At 44.9% G+C, this 18,986-nt stretch carries 12 protein-coding genes and 1 other RNA gene; 6 read left to right on the top strand and 7 right to left on the bottom strand.

The annotated features are described in order from the left end of the window. Positions 1–212: 212 nt before the first annotated feature. On the bottom strand, positions 213–1,568 hold the full coding sequence (locus tag LWP20_RS09570) for a sensor histidine kinase (protein ID WP_242927899.1): 1,356 nt from the start codon (positions 1,566–1,568) through the stop codon (positions 213–215). Further along, positions 1,558–2,928, bottom strand: a complete 1,371-nt coding sequence (locus tag LWP20_RS09565) for a sigma-54-dependent transcriptional regulator (protein ID WP_242928033.1) — start codon at positions 2,926–2,928, stop codon at positions 1,558–1,560. The genes LWP20_RS09570 and LWP20_RS09565 overlap by 11 nt, the downstream gene beginning before the upstream one ends. A 353-nt stretch (positions 2,929–3,281) precedes the next feature. On the opposite strand from LWP20_RS09565, the gene LWP20_RS09560 reads away from it, so the two are divergent. The 4 genes from LWP20_RS09560 to ssrA all read left to right on the top strand — a co-directional run bounded on the left by LWP20_RS09560 (position 3,282) and on the right by ssrA (position 8,874). Further along, positions 3,282–5,639 carry an ABC transporter permease gene (locus LWP20_RS09560; RefSeq protein WP_242927898.1) on the top strand — a complete coding sequence of 786 codons (2,358 nt, stop codon included), beginning with the start codon at positions 3,282–3,284 and terminating at the stop codon, positions 5,637–5,639. A 32-nt stretch (positions 5,640–5,671) separates the two neighbouring features. Further along, positions 5,672–7,060 carry a S41 family peptidase gene (locus LWP20_RS09555; protein WP_242927897.1) on the top strand — a complete coding sequence of 463 codons (1,389 nt, stop codon included), beginning with the start codon at positions 5,672–5,674 and terminating at the stop codon, positions 7,058–7,060. A 49-nt stretch (positions 7,061–7,109) separates the two neighbouring features. Continuing rightward, complete coding sequence (locus tag LWP20_RS09550) at positions 7,110–8,246, top strand: transglutaminase-like domain-containing protein (protein WP_242927896.1); 1,137 nt, start codon at positions 7,110–7,112, stop codon at positions 8,244–8,246. A 258-nt stretch (positions 8,247–8,504) separates the two neighbouring features. Beyond that, positions 8,505–8,874, top strand: a transfer-messenger RNA (tmRNA) gene (gene ssrA / locus LWP20_RS09545). A 136-nt stretch (positions 8,875–9,010) separates the two neighbouring features. Here the strand turns inward: ssrA and LWP20_RS09540 are convergent. After that, positions 9,011–9,700, bottom strand: coding sequence for a GIY-YIG nuclease family protein (locus LWP20_RS09540; protein WP_242927895.1), 690 nt, complete (start codon positions 9,698–9,700; stop codon positions 9,011–9,013). A gap of 126 nt (positions 9,701–9,826) precedes the next feature. Between LWP20_RS09540 and LWP20_RS09535 the strand changes: the two genes are divergently transcribed. Further along, positions 9,827–10,078, top strand: a complete 252-nt coding sequence (locus LWP20_RS09535; protein ID WP_242927894.1) for a helix-turn-helix domain-containing protein — start codon at positions 9,827–9,829, stop codon at positions 10,076–10,078. A 105-nt stretch (positions 10,079–10,183) separates the two neighbouring features. Here LWP20_RS09535 and LWP20_RS09530 read toward each other — a convergent pair whose 3' ends face one another. The 4 genes from LWP20_RS09530 to LWP20_RS09515 all read right to left on the bottom strand — a co-directional run bounded on the left by LWP20_RS09530 (position 10,184) and on the right by LWP20_RS09515 (position 16,363). Then, complete coding sequence (locus tag LWP20_RS09530) at positions 10,184–11,407, bottom strand: IS256 family transposase (protein WP_242927893.1); 1,224 nt, start codon at positions 11,405–11,407, stop codon at positions 10,184–10,186. 167 nt (positions 11,408–11,574) lie between these two features. Then, the gene (locus tag LWP20_RS09525) at positions 11,575–13,218 is read right to left on the bottom strand and encodes an SNIPE associated domain-containing protein (protein WP_242927892.1); all 1,644 of its coding nucleotides are present in this window, start codon (positions 13,216–13,218) and stop codon (positions 11,575–11,577) included. Positions 13,219–13,620: 402 nt separating this feature from the next. Continuing rightward, on the bottom strand, positions 13,621–14,478 hold the full coding sequence (locus tag LWP20_RS09520; RefSeq protein WP_242927891.1) for a DNA/RNA non-specific endonuclease: 858 nt from the start codon (positions 14,476–14,478) through the stop codon (positions 13,621–13,623). A 1,225-nt stretch (positions 14,479–15,703) separates the two neighbouring features. Then, positions 15,704–16,363, bottom strand: coding sequence for an SOS response-associated peptidase (locus LWP20_RS09515; RefSeq protein WP_262914559.1), 660 nt, complete (start codon positions 16,361–16,363; stop codon positions 15,704–15,706). Between the two features lie 186 nt (positions 16,364–16,549). On the opposite strand from LWP20_RS09515, the gene LWP20_RS09510 reads away from it, so the two are divergent. Continuing rightward, positions 16,550–18,961 carry an AAA family ATPase gene (locus tag LWP20_RS09510; RefSeq protein ID WP_242927889.1) on the top strand — a complete coding sequence of 804 codons (2,412 nt, stop codon included), beginning with the start codon at positions 16,550–16,552 and terminating at the stop codon, positions 18,959–18,961. Positions 18,962–18,986 lie beyond the last annotated feature (25 nt).

The raw sequence follows: 18,986 nt of genomic DNA, 5'->3' as shown, positions 1-18,986 counted from the left end.
ACTCTATCTTGTAAGGTTATGTTCATAGATTTTATCTATATATAACTTCGAAAAATCTATAAAAAGATAATTTAAGTAAAATTGTTTTTGGATTTTAAAGGGCTAGAAGTTTAAATAAAGTATAAGTATAAATCTGACTGATGGAAGAAATTGGGAAAGGAGGGTTCTGTGTTTTGTAGCCCCAAGACGCAAAGTATGGTGTCTGTACAGAATTAAAACACCAGCTTAAAGGTGCTGCCAACGCCTTCTTCGCTTTCTACCTGTATACTTCCTTTGTGCAGGTGCATGATGTGTTTGGACAAGCTGAGCCCGATGCCGGAACCGTCTTTGTGTGAGGTGAAGAAAGGTATAAAAATGTTTTCCAGCAGTTCTTCGGGTATGCCGGTGCCGTTGTCGTGTACTTCAATCGTTACTTTGCCGTCCTGCTGTTTGGCTACAAGTATAATTTGCGGTGATGGTCGCCCGCGTACAGCTCGTTGTGCATTCGTTATAAGGTTGATAAGTACCTGTTCCAGCAGGTTCACATCTCCGTTTATAGTAAGGTCGGTAGGCGATACTTTGCAGATAAATTCTATACCTTCCTCTTCCAGGCGCGGGCGCATCAGGGCATCTATACTTTTGAACAGTTCCTGCACGTAAATGGTAGTCAGGTTGAGGTTCTGCTGTTTATTTAAATTGCGGTAAAACTGCGTGAAGCGTAAAAGTCCTTCGCTGCGCTTTTTAATAATGCCAATACCTTCTTCTGTATCTTCCAACAGCTCTACATCCAGTGGCGTATCGGGTTCTGAAGTATAGCGTTCGCGTTCCGAGTGTAAATGTTTGCCCAACGTGTCTGCTAATGAAGCGATTGGCGCAACCGAATTCATGATCTCGTGTGTCATCACGCGGAGCAGTTTTTGCCAGGCTTCGGTTTCGGTGGCATCTACGGTGGCGCTTACATTTTTAAGTACTATAAGCTGCAGGTCGCGGTGCTGCATAGTAAACGTTGTAGCCGAAACCAGTAACTGCGACTGCCCGCTTGGTAACTTCAGCTTCACAAGTATACTTTCACCGGATTTTATACTTTGCAGCGACTCAAACAAGTTAGGGTAGCGGCTTTCCAGGGAGTTTATACTTTTAAGGTAAGGCACGCCCAGTATCTTTTTAAAAGCATCGTTTACCCATTCCACTTCGCCGGTTTCTGCATCAACCGCTATAATGCCGGTATCCACCAACTGAAGTATAGTTTGCATGTACTGGAACTGCGCTTCGCGCTCTATGTGCAACTGCTTAAATGTATTATTGATCAGGTTAAAGGCTTTATGCAGTTCCTGCAGCGAGGTATTGGAATGTTCGTTGAATCGCTGCGAAAAGTCGCGTTGTTTTACGGCCTCCAGGAACCTGGCCAGCTCGTTGTTGCTGCGGGTTACGTAACGGGCCATTTCCCAGACCTGTGCCAGCATAACCAGTACGCCCGATGTTACCTGTAGCCAGGTAAACTGCACCAGGTACTGGAGCGTGACATACATCATGCCCAGCAAAAGTATAAAACGGACAAACAGCCCGAGTTCCAGTCGCTTAGATATCATACTTGTTCAGGCGGCGGTAAAGAGCAGTGCGGGTTAGACCAAGTTCTTTGGCAGCTTTAGAAATATTGCCTTTGTTCTTCTCGATCACACGGCGTATGGTTTCGCGCTCAATCTCACTTAGTGGCATGCTGGTGTCGGAAGTATAAATCGGGCCAGCCTGTGTTGCAGTAGCCATTTCCATAGCCGAGAAACTGAAATCCTGGGGTTGCAGCACATTGCCTTCGGCAAGTATAATGGCGCGCTCCACGCAATGTTGCAGCTCGCGCACGTTGCCGGGCCAGCTATGCTGATTTAGTTTTTGTATAGTTGCGGGTGCAAATTCGGGAACAGGTTTGTGGTTCTTTTCAGCATAGATTCCTGCAAAATGACGAGCCAGTAATTCTACGTCGCCGTGGCGCTGGCGCAATGGTGGCAGCGTAATTTCTACGGTATTGATGCGGTATATCAGGTCTTTACGGAACAGGTTCTTAGCGGCCAGTTCGTAAATGGGCTCGTTGGTAGCGGAGATTAACCGGATATCGACAGGCACAGGCGTGTTGGAGCCCAGCGGCGTTACCTGACGGTTTTGCAGAACAGTAAGCAGTTTGGCCTGCATGGCTGGGGAGATGTTACCAATCTCATCTAAAAACAAAGTGCCGCCATTTGCAGCTTCAAAGCGCCCTTTGCGGTCTTCTTTGGCATCGGTAAAAGCGCCTTTTTTAAACCCGAAAAGCTCACTCTCAAACAAGGTATCGGTAAGGGCGGCAACATCTATACTTACAAAAGGCTTGCTGGCCCTGAAAGATTTCTCATGAAGCGCGCGTGCTACCAGTTCTTTGCCTGTTCCGTTCTCGCCAAGTATAAGCACGTTGGCCTCGGTGGGTGCAATCTTTTCGATCTTATAAAGTATATCCTGTATTGCCTCGGACTGGCCAAGTATAGAGGTATGGGTAGTGGTGCTTTCTGTTACCTTGCCTGACTTTTTGCCGCTTTTAGCCTGCAGGGCATTGTGCAGTGTTTCCAGCAATTTATCGTTGTGCCAGGGCTTTACTATAAAGTCGTAAGCGCCTTGTTTCAAAGATTTTACAGCCAGCTCCACATCGCCGTAGGCCGTGATCAATATAACCGTAGCGTCCTTGTCTTTTTCCAGAATCTGCCGCAGCCAGTACAGGCCTTCGTTGCCGGTGTTAAGTGCACTTTTAAAGTTCATGTCCAGTAAAATGACATCAAACTTTTCTTTTGCCAGCAAGCTCAGCAGGTTATCCGGATTTTTCTCGGTTACAACTTCCTTTACCTCCGTCTTCAGCAGCATTTTCAGCGCAAAAAGCACGTCGGTTTCATCGTCAACTATTAAAACTCTGCCGGTTTTTCCTGTGGCCATAGTGCAAGCAATTCTGGTTCTGATACCGAATTTAAATAATTTATCCGGAGTTTTATACTTCTCTAGTTTATAGCCTGCAAACAGGGAGCCTGCTGCCATCTCACAAAGGTTAGCTTAATACAATTTATAGTATTCTGCCTCTCAAAATGCTGTAACGCAACCGCACAGTTGTTCTCCCGAAATGTGTATCGGAAGCGTACAGTTTTTAATTTTATATTTCTATTAACTTATTGATAATCAGTAATATGAAAAACTGGCATTTTAATTTCTTGCCAGTTTGTCTGGAGGCAGCCTTATACTTGCTTCTGTTCAAAACTGAGATTTAATATTGGTGCAGATAAATTTCCAAGACTATGATTAAGAACTATCTCAAAATGGCCTACCGCAACCTGATGCGCCACAAGGTTTTCTCCCTGATCAATATTTCGGGGCTGGCGCTGGGTATGACCTGTAGTATACTTATCCTGCTTTGGGTTCGGGATGAGCTTAGTTTTAACCGTTTCCACCAGGACCTGGACAACCTGTACCGTGTGCGTGTAATTCAGCATTACCCGGGCGCCGAAGACCTGAACACCGATGCCAACCCTGGCCCGCTGGCCGAGGCACTGGAGCAGGAAATGCCCGAAGTAAAAGAAACGGCGCGCATGAACTGGCCATCGATGCAGCTTATTACTTACGGCGATAAAGCCCTTAAACTGACAGGCCGCTACGTAGATCCTGCCTTCATGCAAATATTTACTTTCCCGTTGCTGCAGGGCAGTGCGGGGCAGGTGTTGAGCCAGCCAAATACCATGGTCATTACAGAAGAAAAGGCTAAAAACCTGTTTGGTTCTGCTGATGCGGCCCTGGATAAAATGGTGAAAGTAAATAACCAGGAAAGCTACCGCATAACAGGTATTTTAAAAGATATTCCGGAAAACTCATCGCTGCAGTTCGATTACCTGATGCCGTACCAGGACCTTGCCTCGCAGCCCATGCACCAATGGACAAAAAGCTGGGATGGCTATGGTATCCGGACGTTTGTGCAGTTAAAGCCGGGCACCGATAAAGATGCTTTCAATAAAAAGATAGAGCCGATCATACGTAACCACAGCAAAGAATCTAAATCGGATGTTTTTGTGCAGGCGGTAGCTGATATGCACCTCTACGATGATTTCAGGGCTGGTAAAGTGGGTGGCGGCAGAATTGGGAATGTGCGACTGTTTACTATAGTTGCACTGTTTATACTTGTAATTGCCTGCATCAACTTCATGAACCTGGCCACGGCCCGCTCGGCTAAACGAGCCAAAGAAGTAGGCGTGCGCAAAGCCATTGGCGCCAATAAGTCGTCGCTGATAAAGCAGTTTATGGTAGAGTCGGTGCTTATTGCATTTCTGGCCCTGTTCCTGGCCCTGAACCTGGCAGGTATACTGTTACCGAAATTTAATGAGCTAACTGGTAAGTTTATTGAGCTGGACCTGCTTAACCCGTCTCTGATGGCTATGTTGCTGGGCGTAGCTATACTTACCGGTATACTTTCGGGCAGCTACCCGGCCTTTTTCCTGTCGTCGTTTAACCCGGTGGTAGTACTGAAAGGAACTATAAAAATGAACAAAGGCGTAGGCGTGTTCCGAAAAGGGTTGGTGGTGTTCCAGTTTATACTTTCAGGCCTGCTTATTATCAGTACGCTGGTAGTTTACCTGCAACTACACTTTATCCGCACCAAAAACATTGGCATGGACCGCAATAACCTGGTGTATATGCCTCTGGAAGGGGAATTGCGAAACCGCTACGAAGTGGTGAAACGTGAGCTGATGAATACGCCGGGTATAGTTGCGGTGTCATCAACAGACCAAAGCCCGATAGAAGTAGGCAACTCAACAAGTATAAACTGGAAAGGAAAAGACCCGAATGCAGATATCCTGTTCAGTGTGATGGCCGTGGATTATGACCTGCTGAAAACATTGGATGTGAAACTGAAAAGTGGCCGCGAGTTCTCGAAAGAATTTGGTACCGATACGGCGGCTTATATGATAAACGAAGAAGCAGCCCGCCTGATGCAATTACAGCAACCAGTAGGAGAGTGGATGGAATGGGTTAATAAAGGCCACATTATCGGGGTGATCAAAAATTTCCATACGGCACCGGTGCAAGTAAAAGTGCAACCATTAGTAATGAGACTAGCGCCACAGAACAACAATACCATGCTGGCCCGCATAGAGCCGGGAAAAACTACCGAAGCACTGGCTGCCATCGAGCGCATCCTGAAAAAGCATAATCCGGCTTTCCCGTTCGAGTATCATTTTATGGATGACGATTATGAGCAGATATATAAAACAGAAGCTATAATAGGCGAGCTGACCAAGTACTTTGCAGGCATTGCCATCTTTATTTCCTGCCTTGGATTGTTTGGCCTGGCCCTGTTTACAGCGGAGCAACGCACCAAAGAAATTGGCATACGCAAAGTGTTAGGAGCCTCGGTAGCAAGTATAGTTTTTATGCTGAGCAAGGATTTCCTGAAGCTGGTGCTGGTGGCCAATGTGGTGGCGCTGCCTCTAGGCTGGTACCTGATGAATGACTGGTTGCAGGATTACGCAGACCGCACGGAATTGAGCTGGTGGGTATTTGCCGTGGCCTGTATTGCCACCTTCCTGATCGCGCTGGTAACGCTCAGTTTCCATGCCATTAAAACAGCGGTAGCTAACCCGATCACGTCCCTCAGAACTGAATAAGTAAGTAACTGCACCAAGTATAAAATAAAACCATGAAAAAGCTTCTGTTACCTTTAATGCTGCTTTTTGCCTTAGTAGCAAACGCACAATTGCCCAACACCTTATCTGCTGAAGATAAAGTATATGGCCTGTCTAAATTCTGGCAGGAAGTAAACTATAACTTCGTGTTTCTGGATAAAGTGGACCGTGCCAAGTGGGAAAACGACTACCGCAAGGCTATTACCTCTGTGCAAAACACCCCAAATGACTACGAATATTACCGTGAGCTGCAAAAATTCTGCGCCAGCCTGAACGACGGCCATACTAATATCTACTTCCCGCAACGTATCGATACCCTGTTGTATACCAGTATGTTCGGTAAGTATAAAATCTTTCTGACCAACATCGATAACAAAGCCATTATTACCAGAACTAACCTGAGCGCAAAGGATGAATTGCCGATCGGAAGCGAAATTATTGAAGTAAATGGCCTGCCAACTATGGAGCACCTCAAGCAGAATGTGTTGCCGTACATCGCGTCGTCTACAGATTACGTGCTGATGGACCGGGCTATTGAAACGATGCTGAAAGGATTGAAAGGTGAGAAGTATAACATCAAGTATAAAACGCCGAAAGGTAAGGTGAAAAGCCTGACGCTGACGCATGCCAAGACCGCAGAAAAGGAAGTATACCCGGCCATCGAGGAGATGAAACTACTGGAGCTGAAATGGTACCCAAACCAGACTGCTTACCTGGCCCTTAACGGTTTCCACGACCCGAAGATAAATGAGCTATTTATACAGGTGTTGCCGGAGCTTCGCAAAGCCAAAGCGCTTATAGTTGACCTGCGCTATAACGGTGGCGGCTCTACAAGTATAGGTCGTGAAATTCTGGATTACCTGAGCCCGGATACGCTGCTGTATGGTTCAAGAAACTCTACGCGCCAGCACCTGGCCAGCTTTAAGGCCTGGGGTAAGTTTATCGAAAACCCGAAAGATACAGTTGGTGATGCCTGGGCTGCCAGATCGCTGAATGCTTACCAGGATAGACTGATGCATAATTTTGACTACAAGCCTGCCCGCAACAAGGTAAAGCAAAGCGATAAAGTGATCGTTCCTACTGCTATACTTATCGGGCACCGCACAGCCTCCGCCGCCGAAGATTTCCTGATCTATGCCGATAACCAGCAGCACATGACCAAATTAGGAGAGAACTCTTTTGGCAGCACCGGCCAGCCGTTTATGTTTGAATTGCCAGGTGGCGCCATGGCCCGCATCTGCACCAAAAAAGACACTTACCCCGACGGTCGCGAGTTTGTAGGCTATGGCGTGAAACCGGACATAGAAGTTAAAATGACCCTGCAGGACTACATCCAGAAAAAGGACCCTGTACTGGACCGCGCCTTAAAACACCTGAAAAGCCAGAAGCTGGCAGCAAAATAAACTATAGTTCAAGCATTCTGATCTACAACCATTAGTACAAAATAAAACCATGAAAAAATCATTATCATTTCTGCTTGTGTTTATGGCACTGGCAGCTAACGCCATTGCACAAAACACTTACAAAGGCCTGCCTGTAATTAACGCCAAAGCAACTGCAGCTGACTATAAAATTGACAAAGAGTGGGTGAGAGGCAGCTGGAATGTTTCGCCGCAAATAGCAGTGGATGTAATGCAGGTGCCTGTGCCTAACAATAAAGTAAAGTTCAGTTTCTATACCGATTCAGATTCTATCAGTTTTAACGTTAAGCCGGGTAAATCGCATAAGTTTTATGTGCTGCTGAACGGTAAAGATTACGCCCTTACCGAAATTAAAGGTTATGGTTTTGAAGAACAGAAGTTTAACAGAACCAATAATATACCAGCTTATACTTTAACTTATGAGCAGAACCAGAATAACAATTTCCTGAACACTTTGCGCGAACAGTATAACCTGGATGAGATTGTAAAAGGCGCTGCCAACGATACCGAAAAAGCGCTGCGTATGGTGAATTGGGTACACAAGCAGTGGGAGCATAACGGCATGAACCAACCATCAAACCCGGATGCCTTGACTATACTTGCCGAAGTAAAGGAAGGAAAGCAGTTCCGTTGCGTGGAATACGGCATTGTAACAGCAGCCAGCCTTAACGCCATTGGGTTACCAGCCCGTCGCCTGAATCTTAAAACAAAAGATGTGGAAACCACGCAATATGGTGCCGGCCACGTGCTGCTGGAAGTATACCTGCCCGACCTGAAAAAATGGGTGATGCTGGATGGCCAGTTTGATGTGATGCCTGTGCTGAACAATGTGCCGCTTAACGCAGTGGAGTTTCAGCAGGCAATTGCCAACAACTATAACAAGCTAGAGATCAGAAGCCTTTCAGGTACAAGCAAAGCGCAATATGTAAACTGGATCTACCCATACCTGTACTACTTTGATGTGCGCTTCGATAACCGCGAAGGTGTAGCGTTTGAGCGCCAGACAGTAGACGGTAAACACTCGCTGATGCTGATACCAGTTGGCGCAAAACAGCCAGCCATTTTCCAGATCACAAATCCGATCAACTACTGCAAGTATACCAACTCGATAGTAGATTTTTACCAGGCACCGGTAATTGAGAATAAGCAGACAACAGCCCTGAAGTAACAGGTATAAACCGTTTTAGATTAGTTAAAGTTGAGAACCCAAACCCTTCCGAGGTGTGCCTGTTGCATGCCGAGGAAGGGTCGGTTTTTTTATGATACTTTATGAAATGCGCAGCTATACTTTATACTTAACCTGAAACTTTTTGCAGGTATAAATGTGTTTAATATTTAAGAAACCACGATCATAATGCTGTAAAATTGCGTATGTTTGTGGCATACCTCCTGAAGTATAAAATCAGGAATTTGTTCTTTAACTTATGGGGATGACCGGAATTGACAGCTTGTGCAGATTGCGTGTAAGCATGTCGGGTGATGAACGTACCACCTGTTAAAAATCCGTTCGAACAATAACTGGCGAATATAACTACGCCATGGCTGCTTAATCTAGGTATTAAGCACTAGCCATAGTCTCGTGCAGGTTTCGTAAATCTGCTTGCACATCAGAGGCTTCGATCCGATTTACTAGTCTGTGTAAGGGTGCGGTGCACAGGCGAAACTAAGCATCTAAGGAGGGCGCATAAGCCTGGTTTATACTTGCAAACTCCCGACAATCCGAATAAACCTAAACATGTAGAAAGCCCGTCGGTTTCCTTGTCTGGACCAGGGTTCGAATCCCTGCATCTCCACATTTAATTATATTAAAGCGCTGTGAATCAAGTATTTGCGGCGCTTTTTTGTTTTGTTCGGACATATATCGGACAATTTTTTTTAGAAGGCTCAGGAGAAATGCATTCACCTTATCAGTCTTCTCAAAGATATTTAAGTTTAGCTAAATATGCAGAGTTGGTTTGATACTATGTCAAATCTGCGTCCTGATTGCTTGTCGTTATTGTTGAACTGCTTAGCAAGTACGTCAAAGCGCTGCTTCCACAGATCACGGTCTTCCTGAGCGGCTTCGTATAAGTCCCGGTACAGCCTTGCCTCGTACTGGGCATCCTCCGTTGCTTCAGACAGGGAAAGGTTGGAAGCCGCTATATTCCTGAAATGTTCCCGGTATTTTTCCAGTACCCCTTCAAGCCTGTCTAACTCCACCTGATGTCCCTTTTTGATATAGTGCAGGTACAGGGAGTTGAGCCTGAATTTTTCATCGAAACCCGCGGTCTTTATATTGCACTTGGCGATGTTGAACCCATGGCCCACAAAGATGGACTTATATAATTCTATGTAATGCATTTCCCTTGCATCCAGATACCTTGTCACTTCCAGTACAGAGAACTCCAGTTCATCCACTGAGTGATCCAGTACAAAATTTTGCAGAAGCAGGTTGGGGTGTTTGCCGGCCTTTAGGTTTGCCCTGTGGTAAAGGTAGCGTTTGTAGAAGTGTTGCGCCTGTCCTATATAGACGCGCTCATCAATTGTGTTGGTGATCATGTAGATGCCGCCTTTTTCATAGTCGGCCTTATCAACTTTTAACTCCATTGCCTGCACTGTTTTGGTTTGATCCCGTCTGGTCATGTACTTTCCTAAAGCAAGGGAGCTGTAACCAGAAAAGCTTAGAGGGTCGGAATACTTACGCAAATATAAGTATTTGGATACATATGTGATACCAGTCGATAGAGATAAGTCTGCCACCTTTAAGGCATGAAGAATCCTGCAGCTGTACAGGCATTTGGCGCGCATTTAAGAAAGCTTCGTGAGAGCAAAGATATGAGCCAACAGGAGCTTGCAGATATTGCGGATGTCTCTAAACTGACTGTACAAAGGGCAGAGTTGGCTAAGTTTTCTGTAACGCTTGATGTGCTGGTTTCTCTGGCACGAGGGCTTCAGGTGCCGCTTACTGAACTGGTTAACTACACCCTACCGGAGGAAGAAGGGCTAGGAAACGTATTCTAGGGGAGTGTAATTTAAACTGTGTCATTTCCATCTTTTCATTTACTGGCCCTGTTGGTGTAGTGGTGTGAATCCTTACAGCAACAGGGCCAAACTTTAAAGTGCGTCTCACTTCAAATCCAGCTGCATACGCTCGCCAAACCAAATGGAGAGCTGCTGGGCTGTCTGACTCCAGTTACTAAGTGGCATAACCCATTTTTTGCTGATATTCTGGTGAGACAGGTATATCAGCTTCAGCAGGGCCATGTCTGAGGGGAAAGCCCCCTTTGTTTTAGTCACCTTCCTGACCTGGCGGTGAAAACCCTCAATGGTGTTAGTGGTGTAGATCAGCTTTCTGATCGGCTCGGTGTACTTAAAATACGTAGAGAGCTTGTCCCAGTTCCGCTGCCAGCTCTCGAGCACTTTAGGATACTTCTTGCCCCATTTCTCCTCCAGCTCCAATAGCCTGAGTTCGGCCAGTTCTTTTGTCTCTGCCCGGTACACGGGCTTGAGGTCCCGCATGAATTCCTTCTGGTCCTTGGAGCCCACATACTTGATGCTATTGCGGATCTGGTGGACAATACAGCTTTGTACTTCAGCCTGCGGGAAAACACTGCAGATGGCTTCGGCAAAGCCCTTGAGGTTATCAATGCAGGCGATGAGCATATCTTCCACACCCCGCTGCTGTAGATCGGTAAGAACACTGAGCCAAAAGGTAGCCCCTTCGCTTTCGGACACATACACGCCCAGCAGCTCTTTGTGGCCGTGGCGGTCAATGCCCAGAATGTTATAAACGGCTTTGGAGATGGTGCGCCCTTCCTGTCTGACCTTGTAGTGCATGGCGTCCAGCCAGACGATGCAGTAGAGCCTATCCAGCGGCCGGGCCTGCCATTCTTTTACCTGGGGAACGATCTTTTCGGTGAGGGCCGCCAGGGTGTCGTGGGAGATGTCCATATCATATAGCTCCTTCAAATGCGCTGAGATGTCACGAAGGCTCATGCCCAAACCGTACATACTCAGGATGCGGGGCTCCAGGTTCTCGGCCAGCACTGTCTCACGCTTGCGGATGATCTGCGGCTCAAAATTAGCCGAGCGGTCGCGGGATGACTCCACTTCGATCACACCGTCTGAGGTACGGACCTGCTTGGTGACCTTGCCATTGCGGCGGTTACCTTGTTTGCGTTGCTCATCTGTCAGATGCAGGTCCATCTCCGCGTCCAGGGCGGCTTCTAAGAAGTGTTTTAGCAAGGGGCCAAGGGCGCCGTCTTTGCCAAAGGTGGGTTTGCCGCTCCAGAACTCTTCCAGGAACTGGCGCTTGATCTTTTCCAGATCCAGCTCGTTTTTTTCTTCCATGTCAACTGTGTTAAAAGTAATACTCCTAATCCGTTGACACAGTTTATTTTACAGTCTCTATTCTAGCAATTTTAAGGATGGTAATCAGAACTCACTTTTAACTTATAAAGCAAGAAACCCCGCCAGTCAGCAGGGTTCCTAGTCTACCTGTAAGTATCACCTATAGGTTAAGCTTCCAATTCTTCTTCTGTATCCACTGTCACAGAATCCTGCTCTAGCTGGTATCTTTCCCATTCCGCCTGCTTTACTGTATCCGTGAGCAGTTCCTGCTCCAAAGCTAAGCTCTCACGGTATTCCCGTGCTGCTGCAGTCATAGTCCATTTAGCATTGATACCTTGACGTTCGATTTCATCCCGTATGTCCTTTAGTCCAATGCGGAAGAACTCTTTCTTCGGGTTCACCTTGTTTACCTGCAGGCGCAGGAATTTCTTGTGGAGTTCACGTTCAAAGGCAGGTGCATCATCACTGTAGATCATGGCATGTACATCGAATTCGAAGGGTACGCTGGCATCCCCCAGTTCCTTGATGCGATCCAGTGGCTCAAGGCGTCTGGTCATACCGATCTTGTAAACATTTTCCCCAAAGGAACCGACATTCGATATAATGTACACATTACCGGACTTGGTCTGTTGCGCCATGGATAAGGCACGCTGGTTCTTGTCTTCTGCTGCCTTCAACCTGCCTTCCAGCTCCTGCAGCTTCAGCTCATACTGGGCCTTTTGTTCTTCGGTAGCATGACTGGCCTGCTGTTGGGCTTTCTCAATGAGTTTCTTCAGTGTGTCTTCCTCTTTCTGGGCTTCCTTCATGGCCCGTTCGAATTCCCTTCTGGCTTTCTCTTCTTCACGGATCTGCTCGCGGATACGGCGCTGTTCTTCCTTCTCCTGCCACTTGAGTTCCTGTGCCACGACTGCCCATTTCAGTTCCTGCAACCTGGCCTCCAGGTATTCAGGCGTAATAACCGCATTACGGAAGGCTTTCCCGTTGTTATTCACCACCTGATAGGCATCCCTAATTTGTTGTTCTAGCGTGCCGTAGTTGTCCTTGCTGACATTGGATAGGATTGAATCCACTTTGCCATTGAAGGCATCCAGTACAAAGCGTATGGCTGTGGTTCTTCTGGCTGGCTCTGCATACTCACAGGCTGCTGCTCGGTTATCCTCGATCATCAAGCGCGTTACCTGCCTTACAGCCTTCAGGCGTTCACCTGCTTCGGTGTGACTGAACTCCTCAGCAAGGTCATCCAGTAAGGAGAAAGTTGGCACCAGGTAACGGTCGCCATAGCCATCGACAATGTTCTTCATGGCTTTGGCAGTACGCTCCAGTTCACCCGCGTTATTAAGGGCGTAATAGGCTTCACCGGCAATCTCTTCTGCTCTGCCTTTAGCAGCTTCCACAATGCTCTTTGCTTCCACGGATGCAGTAGACAAAAACTTCTCTGCTTTGTCTATTGTCACCTGTGCATCTTCCTTGGCTCTGGCTCGAATTGTTCTGGCTTCAGAGCGCGCTTGGGATAGCTCCGCCTGGGCATCCGTTGTGAGGGTGGTAGCTTCCAGCTCTGCTCTAAGCAGCAGCTCTCTTGCCGCCAAGTCAGCATCAACAATGCCTTGATACTTGCTTAAGACATTGTTATGTTGCTCCAGTTCTGAGACTTTACCATTCAGGTTGGTTACCTCGCCTTGCAGTTTCAGATTGTCCTGCTTGGTGTTCTGCAGTAGTAAGGTTAAGGTGAGATTATCTTTCTTAAGTTTGCTTCTGCCTGTTAGCCAAATGGCTATGATGACTACCAAGACAATGAGTAAGAGTGGTTCCATGTAATGGGATTTAAGTGTGGATATTTTGTATAGAACTACTAATGTAGTTCTAATGGAGATGTGATACAATAGCAGTAATTGAGAAATTAAAGACAGTTAAAACTAGCTAGCTGTATTTGATAGGAGAGGGCATACTCAACTGGAATTAAAAAAAAATCCCAAAAAAATATCTCACACCTCCGTTTTAGAGCCTTGTAATTTAGGGGTGGGGGAGTCTTGGGGAAATGGAACAGTTTGGGGTGGACTGGGTAGGTCTGTTTTGCAGGGCCTGCATTTGCGCATGGTATTAGCTTGCCTTCGTCACAGCACTAATAGAATAGGTTATTGAAACCCTTTAATTCACGATCACTTAAACTATTTAAATTGCTTCAGAACAAGGCATATTACCGCTCTACTCACACCCTATTGCGTAGGGCCGGTGTCTACCTTAGCCTCCAGTGAATGCTGTACAGCAGGGGGTATGTTGGAAAGCAGGTCATAACCTGTTGCCTGCTCTATGGCATCCACGCTGGTACGGTACGATCCCCAGTCTGCGCTAACACTGTTGCTGTTGGGGGTATTGATTGCAATCACGCGGGTAGAAGCAGAGATACGCTCCAGATCATCTTCTCCTGCTTCCAGTACTAACAACACTTTCCAGATGCGGTTTGGCACGATGACCCTGCCTTGGTCAATGCTCTGCATTGCCCCGTTGCTGCCTGTGCCGCCAGCGCCATAGCTGCCCATGATCACATACACTTCCATACCATCCTCTACCAGTTCACGGGTGTATTCCTCCAAGTCAGCCCATAGCACGCGGTTGTGGTTAGGTGCCTGCGGGATCATATTCGTCATCAGGAAGGTAGCTGAGTTATCTTCCACACTGCTGGTGCGGTCTGCTGAAGGCGTGTTATGCCCACGGTCAAAGCCACTGCCGGTATAGCTTGATGGCCCTACACGGTACCAGCCCTGCGGAAGTGTGGGATCTGTTCGAAAGTCGTCCTGTCGATTTGCCTGCCCCAGCCACTTTTGCTCTACATGCCAGCTGACCCAGTTAGGCGTGCCGCGGTCCCTGCTGTAGGAGAGGGCATACTGTGGTCGCGTAATCAGGTAGTTATTGGCATCGGTATCACTGGCTTGGCTGGGGTTGCCTAAAAGCAGCTGCTCTTCTTCCAGCGTGAGCGGCCTATCAGGTGTAACTTCGGTGTCCTCGCAGCTGAAGACAAGCAGGGATAAGACAAGAATTGAAAGGTAACGGGTAGAACGGGTAAACAGCTTCATTTTAAAAGGTAATAGGTATAGTAAACACAACGCCCCCTTTAGATTAATGTTGGACTAGGTAGCAAATGGATTCCGTTTTACAACATAATTTGGGGTACAAGACAGGTTAAGCGTTCTTTAAATTACAATTCTTTTGCCTATTGATAATAGAGTAAAATCATACTATTTTTTAACTCAGCTACTTACAATCTGAGGTAAAAAAAATAGAATATTTAATTGTGGAAAACTGTGTTGAAACAGACATAGCATATATTTACAGAATATAAATCTGTGATATAATGCTGATTTAAAGCATTTTGAGTCGGTTGTGGTTGTTCTAGCTTATCAACTCTTGTTCTGAACAGGTATACTTATGTACAGTAGCTTGTATTTAAATAATATAACTTATTTGACAATAGAGGATGAAAGAACCCATTTGATATAATCAAACCTATATAAATTTCACCTTAATTGTATTATTTAAACAAAAATATTATTGATACCAATATATCAACGACCTAATATAGTAGTCACACCATGTGTATAACTTTGTGTATTTCGTTGTAATTAACACATTTACAATCACTTATATATTTGTGTATAAACTGAACAACTTTAGCCCCAAGTTTCAAGTTCAATTCTCTATATTTGAGTTTACAACGTTCTGATAATCAGAACAAATAATTTACTTTTCACCATAAATTCAGAAACGATGAGAAAGTTGAAGAAGGGTGGCAAAAGGAAAAGGTCAGGCGACCAAAGGAAGTGCAATTCCTCGAAGTCATCTGACCTAGATCCTGAGTTACCCCAGTCCCCCAGTAAGGGAAGTGTAAAATCCAGAGTGCGTGGGTTCGCCAAAACTTTTGCGCATTCCAGATTCATGAAAGAAGCCCTAATGTTGGGCTTCGGGTATTTACTGTCATTGCTTGATTACGATGTTGGATACGAATTCCAGTTTATATTGGATATCGATTTAACACTCTCAATCATTCTTAAACAGTAAATTTATTAAGGTGTAGGTCATAAGGCCTACACCTTTTTTATAACCTAATTTAGGTTTACTGTCTGTATTACAGGTATGTTACGCTCAGCAATGTTACATGAAATTTTGGTGCATCCCAAAAAAAGCGTCAATGATTTATCAATAAGTGAAGCATGTATCCTGTAAATAAATTAATCTATGCCTATAATGCATTATATAATGCTCCCATGTCAAGAAACTGGCCTCTATAACCACCATCTTAATCTATAGAGAATTCAGCACTTCAGGCACATTATTCAGCGGGGAGTTGACCAGAGGTGAGACAGGATAAGCTTTCATGTCTGCTGCCTTATAGGGATGCAGCAACGAGAGCAACTCCTGCTGTGATTCATGGGCATCGAGCCACAACTCTTCTGCTTCAGGCGAGAGCATCACAGGCATACGATTATGGATAGGCTTTACTACGTCATTGGCTTCCGTTGTGATAATGGTAAAGGTATGCAGCACCTCGCCTGTTTCTTTATCAGTCCACTCGTCCCACAGGCCTGCAAAGGAGAACAACTCCTCGCTCTTTAACAGGATTCTATAAGGTACTTTGCCATGGTCGGCCACTTGCCATTCAAAGAAGCCATCAGCTGGCACTAGGCACCTCTTAGATGTCAGCAGCTTGCGGAAAGAAGGCTTTTCTGTAAGCGTTTCTGCCCTTGCGTTGATCGAGCGCTTGACTGCTTTGGCATCCTTGGCCCAGAAAGGCTGTAGACCCCACGAGAAGAACTGCAGCTTGTCAGGTTGGGTATTGGTGACCACAGGTAGTGCTTGGCTGGGAGCAGCGTTATAATTAGCTTCCTGCAAATGCTTTTCCAAAAGCTTGGATGTCTTGGAGCGTCCTTTGGCTTTTGGTATGACAGAATATCTTCCACACATTATCGGGATTGTCTACAGGATAAATAATGCATCAATAGATAAGTAGGTTTATACTAAGATGTATTACGATTAAATAGTATTATGTATCATATAAGAATATATATATTTGTATATAAAGCTCTCCATTTAAGACTTCAAGAACCTATAAGTCACTCTGGTAAAGCGCAGGTATATCCAAATTAACTCATGATACATAAAATTGAAAGACTTGCCTCTATAGGTAAGTACAGAAATTACCAGGCAACAGGTGATGTGGCATTTAAGAAGCTGACACTATTTTATGCTGATAATGGCAGTGGTAAAACTACATTAACATCAATATTGCGCTCCCTCAATCAAAATAACCCTGAGTTAATAAGGAGAAGAAAATCTACAAACTTGGCTGCAAATCAGGCAGCACAAATTATTCAGAGAAACACCTCAGGTGATACTAGGCATACTTTCAACCATAGAACAGGCTGGGCTGCACCTTATCCTGACATTGAGATATTTGACACGCACTTTGTTGATGAGAATGTTTATTCAGGCTGTGAATTTAACGACAGACATAAAAAGCAACTTCATCAATTTGTAATAGGTGCGCAAGGTGTAGCGATTCAACACCAAATTGAGGAAAATAAAAGAGATAAAGCCGCTATTAGAGATAATATTACTACTACTGAGTCCCAATTACTGCAACAGGTAGGCAACAATCTTACATCAACCCTAATTTCCTCCTTCCTTTCTCTTCAAAGGCCACAACCCAACAATATAGAAAGGCTTATAGGGGATGCAGAGACTGTATTGGCAGGTGCAACCGGAAACACCATTATACAAACCCTGCAATCCTTATCTCACCTCAACCTTATCCATTCTGGAATTGATATTAATGGTCTGATTTCTGATCTTGAAACAACCACACAAACGATACAGGATGCAGCGCTGAAACAATTATTTGCCAATCATTGTGATGAATTATCAAACGGTGGAATTGCAAATCCGGAAGGTTGGCTTGAAAAAGGGTATACCTATTTAAAAAATAAGACTAAAGAGACACCTGGCGAATCCCCTGTTCCCACTAAATGCCCATTCTGTAAGCATACTATAGACGATACTATAGGCTTGGTAAGTACATATGCTCTTCAGTTTAATCAGGAATTTAATGCACTTGTAGATAGACTGACACTTCATGTAAGAGCGGTTCAGGCCTTTGGCTTAGAAGCTGTTATACAAACTATATACAGCATAAATGAATTAAACACAAGTCGTGCTGCAAGTTGGTCTGCTTACTTACCTGCTACAGTACAGGCGCCTGACTTTGATGTATTGATCGATGAAGAGTTGATAAGAATAGAACTCCACTCTTTAACTACTATACTCCAGCAAAAACTTCAGAACCCGTCAGCACCTCTATCGGGTAGCATTTCCGTTAGAGTGAAAGAATTGTTACAGGGTGTTAATTCAAAAATCCTTAAATATAACCAGAGAGTAGATTCATATAATGCCAGCATTGTAGCTTTTAAGAATGGAATCATATCTGTTCCTCAGGCTCAGGCAGAGCTTGATAGATTAAAAAGAACGAAGGCCAGATTTGAGCCAGCTATTGATTTGTTGTGCAGCCAACTTATTGCCCAAAAGCAATCACTTCGTACGTTAGAAACTGCCTATCCTCTGCTTGTTCAGCAGCAACAGCAGGCTGCTAATACATTCTTTACAAGCTATAAGGATAGGATCAACCACTATCTGGTAACGGTATTTAAAACTTTGTTCAAAATCGAGGATGTAGTACATGTACCGCCACAAGGCAAAGCAACACAGAGTAAAATCGGCTATAAGCTCACCATTGATGGGCAGGATATATCCTTTGAACCCGAGCAAGAGAATAATGTGAAGGACTGTTTGAGCGAAGGTGATAAGAGTACCATTGCCTTGGCTTTCTTCCTCTCTAAACTTGACATTGACCCTGGCATTAGTAACAAGATTCTAGTATTTGATGATCCCCTCTCAAGCTTCGACAGCAACAGAAGAATGTATACTGTTCAGCTAATAAAGGATCTATTCCCGACCATTAAGCAAATTATCGTTCTTAGTCATAACGAGTATTTCCTATATGAACTCTCTAAAGGGTTTGGTGCTGGGGATAAAAAAACTCTAAGGATAGCAGAAAACTATTTGACTAAGGCTTCTACAATTCAACCCTTAGTTTTAGAGACTTTGGTTGAGAATGAATATTTTAAGCATGTCAAAGAGCTAGAAAAGTTTCTGGAGGACCCTGACCTTGCTAAGAAAGACATTGTTCTAGGATGGCTGCGCAATGTACTTGAAGCGCATCTACGCTTTAAATTCTATAGACAACTAAGAGGCTTGCCGGCTAATAATCAAACCTTTGGTAATCTTATCACAACTTTAGATAGCCAAGGGGTTGTGTTTAGAAATAATGCAAATAGGGCGGGAATCATATCAAAACTACAGGCTATTAATGGTATTTCTTGTAAGCCACATCACGGTGAGCCTATACCAGACTTTAATACACTTGGTGCAAACCCAAATACAATGAATGTTACTGAGCTTGCAGGTTTTGTGTTAGATACCTTAAATCTGATAGATAATGAGATCTAAAGATTTAACCTCTATAAAATAGATA

This window comes from Pontibacter vulgaris (assembly GCF_022758145.1).
Classification (GTDB): Bacteria; Bacteroidota; Bacteroidia; order Cytophagales; family Hymenobacteraceae; genus Pontibacter; species Pontibacter vulgaris.
This window is presented reverse-complemented; position numbering and strand designations above follow the sequence as displayed.